The sequence below is a fragment of the Glacieibacterium frigidum genome, assembly GCF_007097155.1.
In the GTDB taxonomy this organism is placed as follows: domain Bacteria; phylum Pseudomonadota; class Alphaproteobacteria; order Sphingomonadales; family Sphingomonadaceae; genus Glacieibacterium; species Glacieibacterium frigidum.
The window spans coordinates 1386628-1407410 of record NZ_VJWA01000001.1 but is presented as its reverse complement, the minus strand read 5'-3'; the positions used below and the strand labels follow the sequence as shown (position 1 = coordinate 1407410).

The following is a 20783-nucleotide window of genomic DNA, read 5'->3' as shown; positions in this document are numbered from 1 at the left end:
TCAAGCGCGGGCGGGCGGAGGGGCGCTGAGCTCGTCGAGATCGGCGCGCAGCGCGGGGTCGCGCGGTTGCCCGACGTTGCGCGCCAGCCCGGCATGCTCGAGCGCGCGAACGACGAGCCAGCCCGGATCGGCCTGACCGCGCTCGAGCCCGATGCGCGCCGATTCGGGGAAGGCGTGATGGTTGTTGTGCCAGCACTCGCCGTACGTCAGCCAGCCGAGGCCGGCGCGATTGCGCCCCTGGACGCACGCCGCATCGACGCGCCAACGGTCGCGGCTTTCGCCGTGGCAGAAATGGGTAATCGTCCAATGGCCCGCGGCGCTGACGAAGACGCGAACGCCGACGCCCCAGACGACCCACGCCCAGCCGCCCGCGATATACAGTGGTATCGCGACGACAAGCTGGTGCCAGCGCCACGTCGCGTCCATTGCGCGATACCAGGGGTCGGCGGCGAAATGCGCCTCGACCGCAAAGCGCGGCGGACGTTCGAAAGCGAAGCGGCAGGCAAGCTGCCACCACAAATCGTGGAGAAGAGGACACCGGTGAGCGAAATAATCGTGGCACGCGGGCTGGCGCTGCGCCCAGTCGCGCGTGTCGTGGATGCGCATGATCCCGAACGGGCCGCTGACGCCAACCAACACGCCGATCCAGATCAGTAGGCGCTCGACCGGCTTCGGCGCATCGAAGCTGCGATGGATCATCAGACGATGCATCCCGACGCTGTGGCCGACGAGCAGCGAGACCCACGTCGTCGCTGCAAAGACCGCTACCGCGCTCCAGGAAAACAGGAGCGGCGCGGCAACCAGCGTCGCGGCGAGCATCGTGCCGTTCCACGCCGCCTTGCCCGGATCGAACTCGGGCCGCCCGACCTCTGCGCACGCCCCCGCACCGTCGATCCGGTGAACTGCGGCCATCATCGCAACGCCCCCGGGCTTACGGGGCCATTCCTCATGGCAGTTTTTGCAGGAACTGCGTGATGCGGCGCACCGTCGGGGTGAACAGCTTGGCCTGCCCCGCGGCGTCGGCGGCTAGGCGGAGGGCGTCGGACAGGGTCGGGTAGGCGATGGTCTGCGCGGCGATGTCGGACAGGCCGATCTTGCCGGTCATGGCGAGGCGCGCGAGCGGCAGGAGTTCTCCCGCGCTGGGGCCGGCGATGGTCGCGCCGAGCAGGCGGTTGCCGCGCGCGATCAGCTTGACGAAGCCGGTGGTCACCCCCTCGGTAACGGCGCGGTCGTTGTGGTCGAGGTCGGCGCGGTGGACCTGGATTTCGGGGTGCGCGTCGCGGGCCTGTGCCTCGGTCAGGCCGACATGGGCGAGTTCGGGGTCGGTGTAGACGACGCTGGGCAGCGCTTCGTAGGTCGATTTGCGCCATAGCGGCCGGGGAAAAAGCGCGTTGGCGATGACGGCGCGGGCGTCCTGGTCGCTGGCGTGGGTGAAGCGCGGGCCGTCGCGGCAGTCGCCGATGGCGAAGATGTGTCGGTTCGAGGTGCGGAGGTATTTGTCGACCGCGATGCCCTTTTTGGTCGCGGTGACGCCGGCACGGTCGAGGCCATAGCCTTCGACGCGGGCGGCGCGGCCGGCGGCGACGAGCAAATGGGTGCCGGTCAGCGTCGCGCCCGACTTGAGGTGCAGCGTGATGCCGGGATCGACGCGGGCGACTTCCTCGTGTTCGAGGATGGTGACCCCGTCTGCCCGTAGTGCATCGCGGATCAGCGCGGCGGCTTCCTCGTCGCTGTTCGCGAGCAGGCGGCTGCGTTCGACGATCGTGACGCGCGAGCCGAGGCGGGCGAAGGCCTGGGCGAGTTCGGTGCCGATCGCGCCGCCGCCCATGATCAGCAGGTCAGTGGGCAGTTCGGTCAGATCGAAGATCGTCTCGTTGGTCAGGAACGGGACGTCGGTGAGGCCGGGGACCGGGGGGATCATCGGTGCCGAGCCCGTCGCAATGACGAAGCGTCGCGCAGTGATGCGGCGGCCATCCGCTTCGAGGGTATCGCGGCCGTTGAAGGTGGCGCGGGCGAGCAGCACCTCGACACCGAAATCGCGGAAACGCTCAGGCGAGTCGTGCGGGGCGATGGTGGCGATGGCACCATCGACATGGGCCTTGGCTTGCGTCCAGTCCATGCCGCCGCGCTGCTTCGCGAGCGAGCCCATGTGAAGCAGCGCCTTCGACGGCACACAGCCGTTCCACAGGCATTCGCCGCCCATCAGATGCTGCTCGATCAGCAGCGTCCGAGCGCCGAGTTGTGCGGCACCGCCGGAGGTGACGAGGCCGGCGGCACCGGCGCCGATGACGCACAGGTCGTAATGGTCGGTCATCAGAAGGGTGTTCCACGCGAGTCGAGCGTGGGCAAGGCTGATCATCGTCATCCCCGCGCAGGCCGGGGACCCAAAGTCACCGAAATAGCGACCTTGGGTCCCCGCCTATGCGGGGATGACGAACTTCCGCTGCTGCAACCCGCACCCGCGCGGTGCAGTCCTACATCTCGTCGTCGTCGCCTGCGTCGGCGTCCGGGCCGCCGGTCATCAGCGCGTCGGAGATACCCGCGGCGTTGTCGCGGATCGTCTTTTCGATGCGCGCCGCCATGTCGGGGTTTTCCTTGAGGAACTTCTTCGAGTTCTCGCGGCCCTGGCCGATGCGGATCGAGTCGTAGCTGAACCACGCGCCCGACTTCTCGACGACGCCGGCCTTGACGCCGAGGTCGAGGATTTCGCCAATGCGGCTGACGCCCTCGCCGTACATGATGTCGAATTCGACCTGCTTGAACGGCGGCGCGACCTTGTTCTTGACGACCTTGACGCGGGTCGTGTTGCCGACGACCTCGTCGCGGTCCTTGATCTGGCCGGTGCGGCGGATGTCGAGACGGACGCTGGCGTAGAATTTCAGCGCATTGCCGCCCGTCGTCGTCTCCGGGTTGCCGTACATCACGCCGATCTTCATGCGCAGCTGGTTGATGAAGATCACCATGCAGCGCGACCGGCTGATGCTGCCGGTCAGCTTGCGCAGAGACTGCGACATCAGCCGCGCCTGCAGGCCGACATGGCTGTCGCCCATCTCGCCTTCGATTTCGGCGCGCGGCACGAGTGCGGCGACCGAATCGACGACCAGCACGTCGATGGCGTTCGAGCGCACCAGCGTGTCGACGATCTCCAACGCCTGCTCACCCGTGTCGGGCTGCGAGACGATCAGCTCGTCGATATTGACGCCCAGCTTCTTGGCATAGGCCGGGTCGAGCGCGTGCTCGGCGTCGACGAAGGCGGCGGTGCCGCCCATCTTCTGCGCTTCGGCGATGGCATGCAGCGCCAGCGTCGTCTTGCCCGACGATTCGGGGCCGTAGATCTCGATGACGCGGCCGCGGGGAAGCCCGCCGATGCCGAGCGCGATGTCGAGCCCGAGCGAGCCCGACGAGATCGCCTCGACCTCCATCGTCTCGCGGCTGCCGAGCTTCATCGCCGAGCCCTTACCGAAGGCGCGGTCGATCTGTGCGAGCGCTGCCTCCAGTGCCTTGGCGCGGTCGCCCGCTGCCTTGTCGTCGGCCTTGCTCGTTGCTGCCACGTTCCCCACCACCTTCAGTGCTGCTGCCACGTGTCGTCTCCTAGCGATCGGTTGACGCCCCTACAAGGCAGCCTCCGTACCGCATCCGTTCTAGTAGAACAAGGGGAGAACGCAAATATTCTCAGGCGGCGATGGCGAGCCCGTCGATGGCGGTCTCGACCGCCGCAAAGGCATAGGGCTTTTCGAGCACGCCGCACGTCGCGAAGCGGTCGGGCAGCGTGTCGGGGTGCGAGCCGGTCGCGAAAATGATCGGCAGGCCCAACACCGCGATCCGGTCGGCGAGCGGATATACCGGATCGGCCCCCAGATTGACGTCGAGGATCGCGACGTCGAATCCGGTCGCGCCGAGGCTGTCGAGAAGCGACGATGCTTCGTCGAACGACGTGGCGTTACCGACCACCGTACAGCCCAGCATGTCGAGAATATCCTCGAGCACCATGCCGATCAGCACCTCGTCCTCGACGATCAATACGCGGCGCATCTACGGTCAACACTCCAGGCCGCCCCGTCACATGCGGGAAGCGGCAACCCGCGGCACCGTAGACCGGCACACGCCTGCCGGCATTGCGCGCCGGGCAGTAAAAATATCGGGTAGCAGCGTTGCCGTTTCGTTTCAACGCCGGACTGCGGTCGTTACGGCAGTCAGTAGCGCCGCTGCGCCGAATGGTTTCGCAAGGAACATCGTCGCATGGTCGGCGACTGCGGCGCGCTGCGGCGGCTCGGCATAGCCCGACATCAGCACGACGGGCAGGCCGGGGCGCAACGCCCGGGCGCGGGCGATGAGTTCGGGACCGTCCATGCCGGGCATCATCACGTCGGTGACCAGCACGTCGATGGCAATGCTCGCGTCCTCGATCAGCGGCAGAGCGGCGAGTGCGTCGATGGCCTCGGTGACCACCACGCCGCCGCGTTCGAGCGCGCGACGCAGCACGAGGCGCACCGCACGGTCGTCCTCGACCAGCAATACGCGTGCGCCGCGCGGATCTGCCGCGGCGGGCGGCGGCGGGGGCGGCGGCTCGGTACTCGCGCCGTCATCCTCGGCGCGGGGGAAATACAGCGAGAAGATCGTGCCCGCGGCCGGCCCGGGGGCATTGAAGACGAAGCCCCCCGACTGCTTGACGATGCCGTACACCGTCGACAGGCCGAGGCCGGTGCCCTTCCCCACGTCCTTGGTCGTGAAGAACGGCTCGAAGATCTTGGCGGCGAGTTCGCGCGGGATGCCGGTGCCCGAATCGCAGACCAGGATCGCGACATAGTCGGCGGGCGGCATGACGCGATGGCCCAGAGCCGCAACCGCATCGGCGGGTACGGCGTGGGTGACGATCTCCAGCGTGCCGCCGCCGGGCATCGCGTCGCGCGCGTTGACCGCGAGGTTGACGATGACCTGCTCCAGCTGCCCCGGATCGACGCGGATCGGCCCGGCATCGGGGGCGAGCGACAGGGTCAGCTCGATATCCTCGCCGATCAGGCGGCGCAGCAGCGGCACCAGATGTTCGATGACGTCGCGCACGTCGACGCGCTGCAACCGCAGCGTCTGCTGGCGCGCGAAGGCGAGCAGCTGGTGCACCAGGTCGGCACCGCGCCGGTTGTTGATCCGCACCTGTTCGAGGTCGTCGTAATCGGCGTCGCCGGGCGCGCGGCGGGCCAGCAGCTGCTCGACCAATCCCTGATTGGCGGTCAATATGTTGTTGAAATCATGCGCGACACCGCCCGCGAGCTGGCCGATCGCCTGCATCTTGGTGGCCTGCGCGACCTGCTGCTCGAGGCGCAGCTGCTCGCGGACGTCGCGCACGGCGACGAGGAGCGTGGCGCGAACGCCGGGCGGCGGCGCGGTCATCGTCACGACCAGCGGCTCGGCCGGGCGCGCGGCAATGCGGACGCGCAATTCGACCGGCAGCGTCGCGCCCTGCAGCGCATCGGCGATCGCGGTGCGCAGACCCGCGCGGTCGGCGGGGATGACCATCGTCGGTGGCAGCGGCGAGCCGCGCTGCAGGTCGCACCCGACGCTGAGCACGAACGCCTCGTTGCAGTTGATCAGCCGCCCCTCGCTGTCGAGCAACGCGAGGCCGAGCGGCAGCGCGTCGAGCAAGGTGTCGAGCTGCGGACCCAGCGGCCGCACCGCATAGGGCGCGGCGAACGTCACCCGTAGCGCTGCTCGAGCCAGGGATCGGCGAAATTATGATAGCCGCGATTTTCCCAGAACCCCGGGCGGTCGGCGCCGACGAATTCGATGCGCTTAAGCCACTTCGCCGACTTCCACAGATAATAGCGCGGGATCACCAGCCGCACCGGCCCGCCATGCTCGCGGCTCAGCGGCGCGCCGTCGTGCGTGTGCGCGATCAGGCAGTCGTCGTCGGAGAACTGCTCGAGCGTGACGTTGGTGGTGTAGCCGTCATAGGCGTGCAGCACCAGATGAGCCGCGCTCGGCAACGGCTTGACGAGATTGAGCAAATGCTGCGTCGTGACGCCGGTCCAGTTGTTGTCGTAGCGCGACCATTGGGTGACGCAGTGGATGTCGCTGGTGTCTTCGGTCTGGGGCTGGGCGAGCAGCTCGGCATAGGTCCAGGTGAGCGGATTGGCGACCAGCCCGTCGACTGTCAGCTGCCAGTCCGCAAGCGCGATCGCCGGCTGCACGCCAAGGTCAAGCACCGGCCAGTTCTCGACCAGCCGCTGCCCGGGCGGCAGGCGGTCATGCTCGGGATCGCCCGCCTTGCCGGTCACCAGCCGCCCTGCCCGCGCCCACGCCTGCTTGGTGGCGACCAGCTTGTCCTTGTAGCCCTCGGCCATACGCACTCCGTGTGTTGCGGCCCTCATATACGCCGAAACGGTTCGCGTGCATCCGCCTTGCGCAATGAAAGCCCCCTACTTCTCTTCGCTCCTTCTTCGCGCCTTCGCGTGACAACTATGTCCCGCTCTCAGCCAGAGACTGTGCACGTGGGTCGAGCCGGAAACAGGATTTCACGCGAAGGCGCGAAGAAGCGAAGGCGCGAAGAAGAGAGAAGCTGGGCTTAACCCCGCTCGCGCATCACCCGCGCCGCCTCGCGCTTCCAGTCGCGGGTCTTTTCAGTCTCGCGCTTGTCGTGGAGCTTCTTGCCCTTCGCCAGCGCGAGTTCGACCTTCGCACGGCCGCGGTCGTTGAAATAGATCGACAGGGGGACCAGCGTCATGCCCTGGCGGGTCACGGCGCCGTGCCATTTCTCGATCTGGCGGTCGTGCATCAGAAGCTTGCGCGGGCGCTTGGGCTCGTGGTTGAAGCGATTACCCTGCTTGTATTCAGGGATGTTGGCGTTGACGAGCCACAGCTGGCCGTCCTTCAGCTCGGCATAGGCCTCGGCGATCGACGCCTGGCCGGAGCGCAAGCCCTTGACCTCTGTGCCTTCGAGCACGAGCCCCGCCTCGAGCGTGTCCTCGATGAAGAATTCGTACCGCGCACGCCGGTTCTCGGCGACGGTCTTGATCTTCAGGCCGATGGTGGACGACGGGCGCGGCATCAGGCGAGCCCTGCGTGCGCGAGTGCGGCATCGATCGCGGCATGTGCGACGTCGGACGGCGGGGTCATCGGCAGGCGCAGCGTATCGCCCAGCACCCCCAGCTTCGCGAGCGCGTACTTCGCCGGGCCGGGGCTCGCGTCGGCGAACATCGCGGCGTGGAGCGGATACAGCCGGTCGTTCAGCTCGCGCGCCGCGGCATAGTCGCCGCGCGCACACGCCGCCTGGAAGTCGGCGCACAGCCGCGGCGCGACGTTGGCGGTGACCGAGATGCAGCCGTTGCCGCCCATCGCCATATAGCCGAGCGTGAGGTCGTCGTTCCCCGATAGCTGGACGAAACCGGCCGGGCACGTTCCACGCAGCGCGGTCACCCGCGCAAGGTCGCCGCTCGCATCCTTGATCCCGACGATCGTGGGCAGCTTCGCCAGTTCGGCCGTCGTCGCCACTGCCAGGTCGGCGACGGTGCGGCCGGGGACGTTGTACAGGACGATCGGCAGATCAGAGGCTTGCGCGAGCGCGCTGAAGTGCGCCAGCAGCCCCGCCTGCGACGGCTTGTTGTAATAGGGGCAGACCACCAGCGCGGCGTCGGCACCCAGTTCGGCCGACTTCGCCATGTGGCGCAGCGCGGTCGCGGTATCGTTCGACCCGCAGCCTGCGATCACGGGTACGCGGCCTGCGGCGGCCTGCACGACCAGCTCGATGACGCGGTAATGCTCGTCGAAGCTCAGCGTCGACGCCTCGCCGGTCGTGCCGCACGGCACCAGCGCGGTCGAGCCCTGCTCGATCTGCCAGTCGACGAATTTGGTCAGCGCCGCCTCGTCGACCGCGCCGTCGGGGGCGAACGGTGTGACCAGCGCGGGAATCGATCCGTGGAACATGGCGGCGTTTACGTCCTTGAGGTCCCCGGCTAAGCGTTGCGCGGGGCGGCGGTTCTAGTGTCAGCAGGTGTATGAACGCAATTCCCGTGGCCGTCGCCGCAATCCTCATCTCCGCGCCGGCGCTCGCCGCGGTGCCCGAGGCGTCGCGCGCCTATTATGTCGCGCGCCTCGCCGAGAATGCCGCCGGGCGTTATTCGACCGTCGCACTGTCGCCGCTGGTCAGCGCGCCGACCGATCCGCTGCTCGAGGCCGTCGTGCAATGGGACCGGCTGCGGCGTGACAGCTACCGCGCGTCGTTCGCTGAACTGAGCGGCTTCCTGACGCGCAACCGCGGCTGGCCGCAGGAGGTGGTGATCCGCCGGCGGGCCGAGCGCGCGATCGACGCCAGCGTGCCGTTCGCGCAGCGCACCGCCTATTTCGCCGTCCTGCCCCCGGTCAGCGCGGCGGCCAAGTTCCGCCTGGCGGAGGCGCAGCTGGTGGCGCGCAACCCCGCTGCGACCGAGACGGCACGCGACGCCTGGGACTCGGCCGGGCTCGACGCGGGCACCGAGCGCGAGCTGCTGCTGACCTTTGGCGACAAGCTGACCCCCGCCGACCATCTGTCGCGCGCCGACCGCCTGCTGTGGAGCGGCCAGGCGAGTGCGGCGGCGCGCCTGCTGTCCCGCCTGACGCCCGAGCGCCAGGCCTGGGTCGCTGCGCGCGCGCAGCTGCAGGCCGGCGGTGCCGCTGCCGACACGGGCCGCGCCGCCCTGCCCGCCGCCCTGGCGACCGAGCCCGGCATCACTTACGACCGTGTCCAGTGGCTGCGCCGCACGGGCAACCAGAGCGAGGCGCGCGCCGTCATGGCCGCGATCGACTATGCCCCCGGGCTGATCGTCGAGCCCGAGGCTTGGCTCAAGCTGCGCGTCCAGATGGCGCGCGAGGCGCTGCGTGCCGGTGACCAGGCCACTGCCTATCGCCTCGCCGCGAACCACCGCGCCTTCCCGCTCGGCCGCGCGCTCGCCGATCGCTCGCTGGGGGAGCGCGCCGCGTTCATCGACGCCGAATGGGTGGCGGGCTGGATCGCACTGCGCGAGCTCAATCGCCCGTCGGACGCGCTCGGGCATTTCGTGGCGGTGCGTGCCGCGGCGCTGACCCCCGTCAGCCAGGCGCGCGGCGATTACTGGTCGGGCCGCGCCGCGCAGGCGGCGGGGATGAAGGCCGACGCCGACCGCTATTACGCCGAGGCGGCGCGCCACCCCGATTATTTCTACGGCCAGCTCAGCGCCGAACGGCTGGGGCGCACGGTCACGCTGCCCGCCACCGCACCGCCCGCCATCGACGCGCCAGTGCGTGCACGCTTCGCCGCCGACTCGCTGGTCCGCGCCACGCAGGCGCTGGGCGACCTCGGCGACCGTAACCGCCAGACTTTGTTCATGCGGGCGCTGGTCGAGCGAGCGGAGACGCCGGCTGCCGCGCGCCTGACCGCCGAGCTGTCGATCTCCCTCGCCCGCCCCGACCTCGGCGTGCTGATGGGCAAGGGCGCGCGCAGCGACGGCGAGCTGAGCCTGATCGACTTCGCCTACCCGCAGCTGACCCTGCCGCCCGAGCTTGGGCAGCACTGGACGATGGTCCACGCCATCGCGCGCCAGGAGTCGCAGTTCGACCGCGCTGCGACGAGCAGCGCCGACGCGCGCGGCCTGATGCAGCTGTTGCCCTCGACCGCTGCCGAGCAGGCCGGCAAGACCGGGGTCAAGTTCTCGGTGGCGCGACTGATCGACGATCCGATCTACAATGCGACGCTGGGCGCGGGCTATTTCGACCGCATCCGCGGCAGCCTGGGCGGCAGTCACGTGCTCGCCGTCGCGGCCTACAATGCCGGGCCGGGCAACGCGCGCAAGTTCGTGCGCAATCAGGGCGATCCGCGGCTGAGCGGGGTCGACGTGATCGACTGGATCGAGGCGGTGCCGCTGCTCGAGACGCGCACCTATATCCAGCGCGTCCTCGAAAACGCCGTCGTCTACGACCTGCTCCACCCCGGCACCGCCGCCTCGCCGCCGGTCAATCGCCTGTCGTGGTACCTGCAGAAGTCGACGCCGGGTTGAGCGGGCCGAGCGCGGCTTCGGCGACGCGGCGCAGTTCGGGGTCGATTTCGGGGAAGCTCAGGTCGACCCCCTCGCCCAGCGCCGCGATCACGGCTTCGAGGCCGGTCAGCCGCGCGGTCTTCTTGTCGTCGGCGGCGATGACAGACCACGGCACGCTGTCGCAGCGGTCGAACATGTCCTCGTAAGCCTCTGTATAGGCGTCGCGCATCGAACGGTTGTGATAATCGTCGAGGCCGGTCTTCCAGCGTTTGTAGGGCGTCTCCAGCCGCTCGCGCAGGCGCTTGTCCTGCTCGTCCTGCGTGATGTGGAGGAACAGCTTGACGATGCGCGTCCCGTTGGCGCGCTGCTCGGCTTCGAAGGCTTCGATCGTCTCGTAGGCGGCCTTCCAGCTCTTCTTTGGCGTAAGCTTGTCGACCCGCTCGACGAGGACGCGTCCGTACCAGGTGCGGTCGAATACGGCGATCTCGCGCGCGGCAGGCAGGCGCTGCCAGAAGCGCCATAGGAAATGATGCGCGAGCTCGTCCTTCGTCGGCGCGCCGATCGAGTAGACGTTGGTGAACCGCGGATCGAGCTCGGCGGTCAGCCGCTTGATGAGGCCGCCCTTCCCGCTCGCATCCCACCCCTCGACCGCGACGATGCCGCTCAGCCCTTGCGTGATGTACGCCGCCTGGATGAGCTGGAGGCGATACTGCAGGGCGAGCAGCCGGTTGTCATAGTCGGCGCGCTTAACGTCGGGAGTGTGCTCGAAATCGCGGAGGCGGAGTTTGGACATGTCCCGACTTAAACCTCGTCATGCTGGCGAACGCCAGCACCCATTGCGCCGCAACCTCTAAGCCTCGCCTCTGAACCGCAGTCGGTGCCGGCGTTCGCCAGGATGAGGGCTGCTCGCTGGAAGACTACTCCACCACCTTGATCGAGAGCTCGCGAAGCTGCTTCGGCGTCGCGACCGATGGCGCGTTCATCATCAGGTCCTCGGCCTTCTGGTTCATCGGGAAGACCACGACCTCGCGGATGTTGGGCTCGTCGGCCAGCAGCATGACGATGCGGTCGACGCCCGGGGCCGAGCCGCCGTGCGGGGGGGCGCCGAACTTGAAGGCGTTGATCATGCCGGCGAAATCGCGGTCGACGTCGGCCTGGGTGTAGCCGGCGATCTCGAACGCCTTGTACATGATGTCGGGGCGATGGTTGCGGATCGCGCCGCTCGACAGCTCGATGCCGTTGCAGACGATGTCGTACTGGTAGGCGAGGATGGTCAGCGGGTCCTGCGTCTCGAGCGCCTCGAGCTCGCCCTGCGGCATCGAGAAGGGGTTGTGGCTGAAGTCGATCTTCTTCGCGTCCTCGTCGTATTCGAACATCGGGAAATCGACGATCCAGCAGAACTTGAACGCGCCCTGCTCGATCAGGCCGAGGTCGGTGCCTACCTTGGTGCGGGCAAGACCCGCAAGCTTCACAGCCTTGGACGTCTCACCAGCCGAGAAGAAAATCGCGTCGCCAGGCCGAGCACCAGTCATGCCAATCAATCTCACCTGCTCCTGAAAGCTAAGGTGTTTAGCAATTGGCCCTGTTAGCGCTTCAAGCTTGTGGGGCTCCTTGCGTTGCACGCGTTCCAATTCCTGACGCACCTCCTCAGGAGCATTCTCAGAGATAACGAGTCCGTTCGCGGTTCCGGTAACATACCTGAGCCAGCGATTATGATAATCGGCCGTCTTGGAGATCGCATAGCCAACCCCGGCAAACCCTTCCGACTGCGCCCACGTATTTAGTTGATCGAAGAATTTGCGACTCTCAGCGCCAGCGTTCCGAGCTGCAAATGCGCGGACAACTCCGCCTTCCTGAGCAATAGCCGCGAACCGCGAAAACCCAGAAGTTCTAAAGAGTTCAGTGACATCGACGATCTCGATCGGGTTGCGCAGGTCGGGCTTGTCGTTGCCGTACTTGAGCATCGACTCGGCGTAGGGAATGCGCGGGAACGGCGGCGGGGTGACGCTCTTGTCGCCGAATTCCTCGAAGACGCCGTGCAGCACGGGCTCGATCGCTGCAAAAACATCGTCCTGGGTGACGAAGCTCATCTCGAAATCGAGCTGGTAGAACTCACCGGGCGAGCGGTCGGCGCGGGCATCCTCGTCGCGGAAGCACGGCGCGATCTGGAAATAGCGGTCGAAGCCGGCGACCATCAGCAGCTGCTTGAACATCTGCGGCGCCTGAGGAAGGGCGTAGAACTTGCCCGGGTGGACGCGGCTGGGCACCAGGAAGTCGCGCGCGCCTTCGGGGCTGCTGGCGGTCAGAATCGGCGTCTGGAATTCGGTGAAGCCCTGCTCGATCATGCGGCGGCGCAGGCTCGCGATAACGCCCGAGCGCAGCACGATGTTGCGGTGCAGCCGCTCGCGCCGCAGGTCGAGAAAGCGGTACTTGAGGCGAATCTCCTCGGGGTAGTCGGCCTCGCTGGCCACCGGCAGCGGCAGCTCGTTGGCTGCGGACTGGACGTTGACCTCGACGGCCTTCAGCTCGATCTCGCCGGTCGCCATCTTGGGGTTCACCGCGCCCGCTTCACGCGCCAGCACGTCGCCGGTCACCGTCACGACGCTCTCGACGCGCAACCGGTCGAGGATGTCGAAGACGGGCGAGCCGAGGTTCGCGACGACCTGCGTCAGGCCGTAGTGATCGCGCAGGTCGATGAAGAGCACGCCGCCATGATCGCGCTTGCGATGCACCCACCCCGACAGGCGCGCGCTCGTGCCTGCGTGTTCGGCGCGCAACTGGGCGCAGGTATGGGTGCGGTAAGCGTGCATCTGGTCTGCCTGATCGGGAAAGCGCGTGGAAACACGCTCGACCCGCCGACTGTCAAGCCGGGCGTGTCGAAGCGGCGTTCGCGAAGTCGAGACAGGACGCAGGAAAGCGGTTCCCGAGACTGGCTAGCCGTCCAGCAAGACCCTCCAGGCTGAATGGCCCGACGGCCAGTCCTTTGACATCCTCGCCTTGAGCTGCGTGGTGGACACTAAGCCCGAAGTGTAAAGAAATCCGACGTTTGCGCCTCGTTTCGGCTCTATCGACCGTTCAGGGTGCGACGGTCCGGCATTATCTAAACACCTGATTAACCTATATTAGCTTTCTCTTAACTTTTGGCACGAGAATTGCTTCGTCTCCGGTACGACCTATCCCGGTCGTGTGTCAGGAGTAGCATATGTTCAAGTCACTTAGCGTTGCCGTGGCGGTGTCCGCCGCGATCGCGGCACCGGCGTTCGCCGCCCCCAATCTGGTCGTCAATGGCGGGTTCGAGCAGTCGAGCTATACGTCGAACACGCAGTTCGGTGCCGGCTTCGGCGGTCAGGGCGTCACCGGCTGGACCGGCCTCGGCGGCAACCATCTGCAATTCTACTTTTTCGGCGGCACGCAGACGACGACCAATGCCGTCAACCAATTCAACGACCCGCAGGGCTATTTCCGCCCCAACTTCTCGACGCTCAGCCCGCAGGGCGGCAACTTCGTCGCGCTCGACGGCGACAGCGATTACGACGGCAGCATCTCGCAACTGATCACCGGGCTCAACGTCGGCAGCCAGTACCGCCTGACCTTCTCCTGGGCCGCATCGCAGCTGATCAATCGCACCGGCCCGACCACCGAGCAGCTGGTCGGCAGCTTCGGCGGATCGACCTTCGCCACCGACGTCGTCTCGGTCGCCAGCGAGGGCTTCGAGGGCTGGTTCGACGAGGCGTTCACCTTCACCGCGACGAGCACCAGCCAGGTCCTGACCTTCCTGTCGGTCGGCACGCCCAACGGTCTGCCGCCGATCGCCGCGCTCGACGGCGTCAGCCTGACCGCAGTGCCCGAGCCCGCGACCTGGGGCCTGATGATCGCCGGCTTCGCGATGGTCGGGATCGCGTCGCGTCGCCGCATGCCCACTACGGCATCGTAAAGCAGCGTACCGGGGCCGTCCGGCACGCGCCGGGCGGCCCTAGAAATCCGGTTCCCGTCAGCCTATCAGCGGTGCGATGCACATCCACCCGCTGATCACCGACACCGCGACCCTCGCCGCGCTCTGCAACCGCCTCGCCCAGGCCGACTTCGTCACCGTCGACACCGAGTTCATGCGCGAGAACACCTTCTACCCCGACCTGTGCCTCGTGCAGATCGCGGGCGGCGGCGAGGCGGCAGCGATCGATCCCAAGGCGCCCGGCATCGACCTGAAGCCGCTACTCGACCTGCTCGTCGAGGAGTATCAGGTGCTCAAGGTCTTCCACGCCGGCGGGCAGGATCTGGAGATCGTCTATAACCTGACCGGCAAGACGCCCTTCCCGCTGTTCGATACGCAGATCGCCGCGATGGCACTCGGCCAGGGCGAGCAGGTCAGCTATACCAACCTCGTCCAGTCGTACCTCGGCGTCGCGATCGACAAGGGTGCGCGCTTCACCGACTGGGCGCGCCGGCCGCTGAGCACCAACCAGCTAGACTATGCAATCGGCGACGTGACGCACCTCGCCACGCTGTTCCCCAAGATGCTCGACAAGCTGCGCCGTACGGGGCGCGGCGTGTGGCTCGACGAGGAGATGGCGCGTGCCGGCGACCCCGCAACCTATGCTCAGGCGCCCGGCGATGCGTGGCAGCGGCTGCGCCTTCCGAACCGCAAGCCCGAGGTGCTGGGCCGCCTGAAGGCGCTGGCGGCGTGGCGCGAGCACGAGGCGCGCGGCAAGGACGTGCCGCGCGGCCGCATCGTCAAGGACGAGACCTTGGGCGACCTCGCGGGCTCGCCGCCGCGCAGCCAGGCCGACCTGGGCAAGGTGCGCGGCCTCAGTGCCGCCTGGGCGAGCAACGACATCGGGCGGCGCCTGATGGCGGCGCTGGAGAATGCCCAGCCGCTGCCCGTCGACGAGATGCCGGCGCGCGAGGCGGCGCGTCCCGGCCTGACCAACGAGGGTGCGCTGATCGCCGACCTGCTCAAGCTGCTGCTCAAGGTCCGCGCCAAGGAATCGAACGTCGCCCCCAAGCTGATCGCGCGCGGCGAGGAGTTGGAGGCGATCGCCGGCGGCGTGCGCGACGGCCTCGCGGTGCTGTCGGGCTGGCGCCTCGACGTGTTCGGCAAGGACGCGCTGGCGCTGGTCGAGGGCAGATTGGGGTTCGCGGTCAAGGACGGCCGCATGGTGATGAGCGCGCTCTAGCCCACCCGGAAAGCCGGCTCTGCCCCCATCGCGCCCGCCAGCGCCTTCAGCCGCCGCGCGACCGCCTCGCCGTAGAGCGGCGCATGGTCTGGGCTGAGCGACAGGACGAGGGTACCGTTTTCGCGGGTCAGGCGGCTGGCGGTCAGGGGCGCCGCGGTGCCGCCCGTCAGGCGCTGGCCGAGCCGCAGCGCGAGGCCCCACGCCCGCGCGCGCACCAGTGCAGCCGGTTCGGCGAGGCGCGGCAGGATCAGCGCCTGGGGCGCCGCGAAATCGCCGCCGAAGCACGCGTACAGCGCCGCCGCCAGCATCGCCCGCTCGCGCGCGTCGATCCCGACCCAGTTGCCGTGGAGCGCGAAATCGAAGCCACGTTCGGCGCGAAAATCGGGGTGGGCGCGCCATGCGACGTCGCTGAGCAGGCACGTCGCGAACCGGATGCGCGCGTCGCCGGGCGGCTCGCCGGCACCGCGGAACAGCCCGTCCATCCACTGGAACAACAGGTCGCCGTGTTCGGGGAAGCGCCCCTGACGCTCGCCCTCGGCCCGGCACGCGGCGAGCAGCGGGTCCTCGCGCTGCTGCTCGGGCGACAGCTGCGCGAACAACAGCCCCTCGCGCAGGCCATAGGCGCTGGCGACGATGCAGCTGCTGCCCAGCCGCTTGACCGTCGCGCTGAGCAGCATCGCCGCCCCCGGCAGCGACGGCGCGCGCGTGCCCGAGATCGCGGGCACCGATTTCAGCGACTTCGGCGACCGCTGCGCCAATGTCCGGACAAGCCGCGCGGGCGAGCCGACGTCCATCGCGTACTGGTGCACGACCGGCAGCGGCCAGCCGGTCAGATGTATGTGCAGCTGCGCCAGTGCGCGCCACGACCCGCCGACGGTGTAGAACGGCAGGCCCTTGCCCTTCGCCGCCCAGTCGACCTTGTCGAGCGACTTGCGGATGAAATCGCCCAGCGCGCGCGGGTTGCGCTTGCGGACCGCGTCGAGGCGCAGCGCGCCGATCGGCAGCGAGATGCGCTCGTGCGCCTCGCCGCCCTGCACCCGGATCAGCTCGAGGCTGCCGCCGCCGAGATCGCCGACGACGCCGTTCGCCTCCGGGATGCCGGCGATGACGCCGAGTGCGGCGCCGCGCGCCTCCGCCTCGCCACTGATCGTCTCGATGCTCAGGCCGCAGACCTGGCGGACGCGCTCGATGAAGGCCTGTGCATTCGCGGCCTCGCGCACCGCGGCGGTGGCGACGATGCGCAGCGATTCGACCCCCATGTCGTGCGCCAGCAGCGCGAAGCGCGCGAGAGCGGCGACCGACACGTCCATCGATGCGTCGCTGAGCCGGCCGTTGGCCGCCAGCCCGCGACCCAGCCCCGCCATGACCTTTTCGTTGAAGATCGTCGGCGGGGTGCGCGACAGGCCCTGATACACCACCAGGCGCACCGAGTTCGAGCCGATGTCGATGATGCCCGTCAGCCCGGTGCGGCTGGGCGCAAGGTCGACCAGGCTGGGCTGCACGGGAAAATCACTGATCGGCACGCGGACTCCCGTTGGCAAGCGGCGCGACCCTAGCGTGGCGCGGCGGCGGCGCAAGCAAGTGCATTACCGATTTGTCATGTCGCGGCCAGCGGCAGGTAAGCGGCGGCGGCGCAAACAGCATCTGCCGGGTTCGACCGGTGCTGACATGAGGATCACGAGATGCCGATTCGCAATGCCCTCGCCGCGCTGCTGATGATCACCGCCACCGGCGCGATGGCGACCGCCGCCACTGCATCGACGCCGTCGACGCACAGCAAGGCGGCGAAGCCGACCAAGGCCGAGAAGAAGGCCGCGAAGGAGGCCGCCAAGGCGAAGTAGGCCGCGCGTTCAGCCCCTGCCCGCCGGCGTCGCACCCGCGCCGGCGGGCCCCCTCGCCACGGCCTCCGCACCGCGCTAAGCCGGGCAGCGGAGATTGCAGTGTCCAGGATCCTGGTCGTCGAAGACGACGCCGCAACAGCGACTTACATCGTGCGCGGCCTGCGCGAGGCGGGCTTTGCCGTTGATGCGTCCGACGACGGGCGCGACGCCCTGTTCCGCGCCACCGAGTCCGACTACGACGCGATCGTGCTCGACCGCATGCTGCCCGGCCTCGACGGCATGGCGGTGCTCGCCGCGCTTCGCGCCGCGGGCCGGTCGACGCCGGTCATCATCCTGTCCGCCCTCTCGAGCCTCGACGCACGCGTCGCGGGCCTGCGCGCTGGATCGGACGACTATCTCGCCAAGCCCTTCGCCTTTACCGAGCTGCTGGCGCGGCTGGAGGCGCTGCTGCGGCGGCGCGGGCGCGACGAGGCGGTCGTGACACGGCTCGACTGCGGCGACCTCGTCATGGACCTGCTCAGCCACCGCGTGACGCGCGCCGGGCGGCGCATCGAGCTGCAGCCGCGCGAATACCGCCTGCTCGAATATCTGCTGCGCCACGCCGGCGAGGTGCTGACCCGTACCATGCTGCTGGAGGGCGTCTGGGACTATCACTTCGATCCCGGCACCAACGTCATCGACGTCCATATCAGCCGGCTGCGGCGCAAGATCGACGACGGCTTCGCGACGCCGCTGCTGCACACCGTGCGCGGTGCCGGGTACCGGCTGGGCAGCGCGTGACGCCGAGGCGGCGCGGATCGATCAGCGCGCGCTTCGCGGCGCTCGCGGTCGTCGTGCTGATCGTCACCAGCGCCGCGCTGCTCGCCTTCGTCGCGCGCGTGTCCGACGCGGTCGCGAGTGCCGACTTGGCGGCGCTGATCGACCAGCACGCCGATGATATCGCCGCGGTGTTCGAGCGCGACGGCGCGGGCGGTGCGGCGGCGATGCTCGGCAGCACAGCGCGGCCGGGCGAGATCACCCTGCTGACCGACCCTGCGGGGGCGCGCCTGGCCGGAAACCTGTCGCGCTGGCCCGCCGGATTGCCGGTGCCCGCGACGCGCAGCAACATCGAGCTGACGGTGCGCGGCGAGGCGGCGCGCTACAGCATCGTCGCGCGCCGCCTGCCCGGCGGCTGGCGGCTGTTGGTCGGCGAGAGCCGTGCCCCGCTCGCGTCACTGCGCGCGGCGCTGCGCGATGCACTGCTCGGCGCTATGGTGCTGGCGGTGGCGCTCGCGCTTGCGGGCGCGTGGATGCTGACCCGCTTCGTCGGCAGCCGCGTGCGCGACATCGCCGACGCGGCGTCGCGCTTCGATGGCGGGGATCTCGGGCGGCGCGTGCCGCTGTCGGGCGACGGCGATGCATTCGACGCGCTCGCGGTGTCGTTGAACGCCATGCTGGCGCGCATCGAGACTTTGGTCGCCGAGCTGCGCATCGTCACCGACACGCTGGCGCACGACCTGCGCTCGCCGCTGACCCGGCTGCGCGCGCGCATCGACCGGGCGGCGACCCACCCCGACCCCGAGCTGCTCGACGGCATCGCCGCCGAGGCATCGCTGCTGCTTCGCATGCTCGACACCGCGCTCGAGATCAGCCGCGCCGAGGCGGGCATCGGCGTCGAACGCTTCGCCGCGCTCGACCTCGCCGCGTTCGTCGAGGAGCTGGGCGACATGTACCGGCCGATCGCCGAGGACGCCGGCATGTTTCTGACCGTCGACGCCGCGCCGGCGACGGCACGCGCGCACCGCGAACTGCTGGGCCAGGCGCTCGCCAACCTGATCGACAATGCGCTGCGCCACGGCGCGGGGGCAATCGCGCTGGGGGTGCGCAGCGGCGAGGGGCGGGTCGTGCTGAGCGTCGCCGACCGCGGGCCGGGCATTGCGGCGGAGGACCGGGCGCGCGCCGTCGAACGCTTCGCCCGCCTCGACCGGGCACGGGGAACGCCGGGGGCGGGATTGGGGCTAAGCCTCGCCGCGGCGGTCGCGCGGCTGCATGGCGGCACGCTGGCGCTGGGCGACAATGCGCCGGGGCTGGTGGTGACGCTCGACCTGCCGGGCTAGACGACGCGGTCGACCACCAGCTCGATGAGCAGTGGCTCATCGCCTGCAAGGCCGGCGGTAAACGCATCGCGCAGGGCGTCGAGGGTCTCGACGCGGACGGCGCGCACCCCGTGACCCTCGCTCAGCTTGATGAAGTCGAGCGCCGGATCGTCGATGTCCATCGCGACGAAATTGCCCGTTTCGGCGCTATGCCCCTGAATCGCGCGCGTGCGCTGCTTGAGGATGCGGTAGCCGCGGTTGTTGAAGATCACCGCGACGACGGGGAGCCGGTAGCGCGCCAGCGTCCACAGCGCGGCGAGCGAATACATCGCGCTGCCATCCCCGCTGAGCACCACGACGGGGCGCCCCGGACAGCCGAGCGCGATGCCCGCAGCCTGCGGCAGCGCCACGCCGATGCCGCCGCCGCGCATGCCGAACCAGCTGTCGGGGCGTGTCGCGGGAACGAGTTGGCGGACGGTGTTCATGCCCGACGACAGGAGTTCCTCGACGACGATCGCATCGTCGGGGATCAGCCCGCCCAGCAGGTGCAGCGCGGCGAGCGGGCTGACGGGCATCGCGCCGTACTCGGCCTCGGCGCGGGCGACGAGCGCCGCCTGTTTCGCGGCGATGCCCGCCTCGACCGCGGCGCGGCGCTCGGCGGCGGGGGCCATGCGCGCCAGTATCGCGGCGGTGAGCAGCGGCAACGTCGCCTTCGTGCAGCCGAGGAGTGCGGCGGCCGCAGGATGGTTCTTCCCGATCTCCCACGGGTCGTCGTCGAGGTGGACGAGCGGCGTGCCGGGCGCCAGCGCCTCGACCCCCGACGCCTGGCTCTGCGTCAGCAGGTCGGCACCGATCGAGACCAGCAGGTCGTGCCGCTCCATCACCGCGCGCAGCGCCGGCGCCATGCGGGACACGCTGCCCGCATAAAGCGAGTGGCTGCTCGGGAAGGCGGCGGTGTTCGCCATCCCCTCGAGATACACCGGCGCGCCGATCGCCTCCGCCAGCGCCGCCAGCTCGGCATGCGCGTCCGACTTCGCAACCGCGTCGCCAACGAAGATCACGGGGGTCGCGCTTCCAACCATCAGGTCGGCGGCAGCCTCGATGGCTGCCGCGTCGGCGACCGTCGGCGGCACGCGGGTCGAGGCCATCAGGTCGAGCTCGGCCTCGTCGGTCAGCACGTCGCCGGGGATCGACAGGAACACCGGCCCCTTCGGCGCGGTCAGCGCGACCTTGGCGGCGCGGCGCACGGCGCGCGGCAGGTCGGCGAGCCGCCCGACTTCGTGGCTCCACTTGACCAATGGCCGCGCCATCGTCGCGAGGTCGTCCCACAGCAGCGGCTCGGTCAGCGCGAACCCCGTGTCCTGCTGCCCCGCCGTGACAAGGATCGGCGCACCCGCCTTCTTGGCGTTGTACAGCATGCCCATGGCGTTCCCGAGGCCGGGCGCGGCGTGCAGGTTCGCGACCGCCAGCCGCCCCGTCGCCTGCGCGTACCCGTCCGCCATGCCGAGGACGACGACCTCGTTGAGGCCGAGGATGTAGCGGATGCCCGTCTCGACGACGAAAGCGTCCATCAGCGGCAGTTCGGTGGTGCCGGGGTTGCCGAAGACGAACTCGACGCCCTCGCTGCGCAACAGGTCGAGGAAAATATGCTTGCCCGCGGTCATCGCGTCGGCTTAGCCGCTGACGCGCGCCGAAGTCGAGCCGCGACGGGAA

General features: G+C 69.0%; 18 protein-coding genes. 6 read left to right on the top strand and 12 right to left on the bottom strand.

Annotated features, from left to right (window positions below; translation table 11 throughout):
• From FMM06_RS06760 to dapA, 8 genes are all read right to left on the bottom strand, one after another.
• A complete protein-coding gene (locus FMM06_RS06760) occupies window positions 1–915 on the bottom strand; it encodes an acyl-CoA desaturase (protein ID WP_235889118.1) in 915 nt (304 codons plus the stop codon).
• Window positions 916–946: 31 nt separating this feature from the next.
• Window positions 947–2314 (bottom strand): dihydrolipoyl dehydrogenase family protein, encoded by a 1368-nt coding sequence (locus FMM06_RS06755; RefSeq protein ID WP_144236518.1) that lies wholly within the window; start codon window positions 2312–2314, stop codon window positions 947–949.
• A 160-nt stretch (window positions 2315–2474) separates the two neighbouring features.
• Window positions 2475–3581 carry a recombinase RecA gene (gene recA, locus FMM06_RS06750; RefSeq protein WP_185965075.1) on the bottom strand — a complete coding sequence of 369 codons (1107 nt, stop codon included), beginning with the start codon at window positions 3579–3581 and terminating at the stop codon, window positions 2475–2477.
• 91 nt (window positions 3582–3672) lie between these two features.
• Window positions 3673–4032 carry a response regulator gene (locus FMM06_RS06745; protein WP_144236517.1) on the bottom strand — a complete coding sequence of 120 codons (360 nt, stop codon included), beginning with the start codon at window positions 4030–4032 and terminating at the stop codon, window positions 3673–3675.
• Window positions 4033–4164: 132 nt separating this feature from the next.
• On the bottom strand, window positions 4165–5694 hold the full coding sequence (locus FMM06_RS06740; protein ID WP_144236516.1) for a hybrid sensor histidine kinase/response regulator: 1530 nt from the start codon (window positions 5692–5694) through the stop codon (window positions 4165–4167).
• Entirely contained in the window at window positions 5691–6338 is a 648-nt protein-coding gene (locus tag FMM06_RS06735) for a sulfite oxidase-like oxidoreductase (protein ID WP_144236515.1), read from the bottom strand. Before FMM06_RS06735 ends, FMM06_RS06740 begins: the two co-directional genes overlap by 4 nt.
• 221 nt (window positions 6339–6559) lie before the next feature.
• Window positions 6560–7042, bottom strand: a complete 483-nt coding sequence (gene smpB / locus FMM06_RS06730) for an SsrA-binding protein SmpB (RefSeq protein ID WP_144236514.1) — start codon at window positions 7040–7042, stop codon at window positions 6560–6562.
• Window positions 7042–7917 (bottom strand): 4-hydroxy-tetrahydrodipicolinate synthase, encoded by an 876-nt coding sequence (dapA, locus tag FMM06_RS06725; protein ID WP_144236513.1) that lies wholly within the window; start codon window positions 7915–7917, stop codon window positions 7042–7044. Before dapA ends, smpB begins: the two co-directional genes overlap by 1 nt.
• A gap of 86 nt (window positions 7918–8003) precedes the next feature.
• Between dapA and FMM06_RS06720 the strand changes: the two genes are divergently transcribed.
• Window positions 8004–10001: a lytic transglycosylase domain-containing protein gene (locus tag FMM06_RS06720; protein WP_185965074.1), complete on the top strand. Its 1998-nt coding sequence runs from the start codon at window positions 8004–8006 to the stop codon at window positions 9999–10001.
• Here the strand turns inward: FMM06_RS06720 and FMM06_RS06715 are convergent.
• Window positions 9958–10773: a polyphosphate kinase 2 family protein gene (locus tag FMM06_RS06715; RefSeq protein WP_144236511.1), complete on the bottom strand. Its 816-nt coding sequence runs from the start codon at window positions 10771–10773 to the stop codon at window positions 9958–9960. The genes FMM06_RS06720 and FMM06_RS06715 overlap by 44 nt on opposite strands.
• 124 nt (window positions 10774–10897) lie before the next feature.
• Complete coding sequence (aspS, locus tag FMM06_RS06710) at window positions 10898–12790, bottom strand: aspartate--tRNA ligase (RefSeq protein ID WP_144236510.1); 1893 nt, start codon at window positions 12788–12790, stop codon at window positions 10898–10900.
• 392 nt (window positions 12791–13182) lie between these two features.
• Between aspS and FMM06_RS06705 the strand changes: the two genes are divergently transcribed.
• Complete coding sequence (locus FMM06_RS06705) at window positions 13183–13914, top strand: PEPxxWA-CTERM sorting domain-containing protein (RefSeq protein ID WP_144237120.1); 732 nt, start codon at window positions 13183–13185, stop codon at window positions 13912–13914.
• Window positions 13915–13990: 76 nt separating this feature from the next.
• Complete coding sequence (gene rnd / locus FMM06_RS06700; RefSeq protein WP_185965073.1) at window positions 13991–15154, top strand: ribonuclease D; 1164 nt, start codon at window positions 13991–13993, stop codon at window positions 15152–15154.
• Here rnd and FMM06_RS06695 read toward each other — a convergent pair.
• Complete coding sequence (locus tag FMM06_RS06695) at window positions 15151–16677, bottom strand: Ppx/GppA family phosphatase (protein WP_328591548.1); 1527 nt, start codon at window positions 16675–16677, stop codon at window positions 15151–15153. The genes rnd and FMM06_RS06695 overlap by 4 nt on opposite strands.
• Before the next feature lie 159 nt (window positions 16678–16836).
• Here FMM06_RS06695 and FMM06_RS16730 point away from each other — a divergent pair, with 159 nt between their 5' ends.
• From FMM06_RS16730 to FMM06_RS06685, 3 genes are all read left to right on the top strand, one after another.
• Window positions 16837–16995, top strand: coding sequence for a hypothetical protein (locus FMM06_RS16730; protein WP_185965072.1), 159 nt, complete (start codon window positions 16837–16839; stop codon window positions 16993–16995).
• Window positions 16996–17094: 99 nt separating this feature from the next.
• Complete coding sequence (locus FMM06_RS06690; RefSeq protein WP_144236508.1) at window positions 17095–17775, top strand: winged helix-turn-helix domain-containing protein; 681 nt, start codon at window positions 17095–17097, stop codon at window positions 17773–17775.
• Window positions 17772–19091 carry a sensor histidine kinase gene (locus tag FMM06_RS06685; protein WP_144236507.1) on the top strand — a complete coding sequence of 440 codons (1320 nt, stop codon included), beginning with the start codon at window positions 17772–17774 and terminating at the stop codon, window positions 19089–19091. The genes FMM06_RS06690 and FMM06_RS06685 overlap by 4 nt, the downstream gene beginning before the upstream one ends.
• Here FMM06_RS06685 and FMM06_RS06680 read toward each other — a convergent pair.
• Complete coding sequence (locus FMM06_RS06680; RefSeq protein WP_144236506.1) at window positions 19088–20734, bottom strand: thiamine pyrophosphate-binding protein; 1647 nt, start codon at window positions 20732–20734, stop codon at window positions 19088–19090. The genes FMM06_RS06685 and FMM06_RS06680 overlap by 4 nt on opposite strands.
• Window positions 20735–20783: the final 49 nt, after the last annotated feature.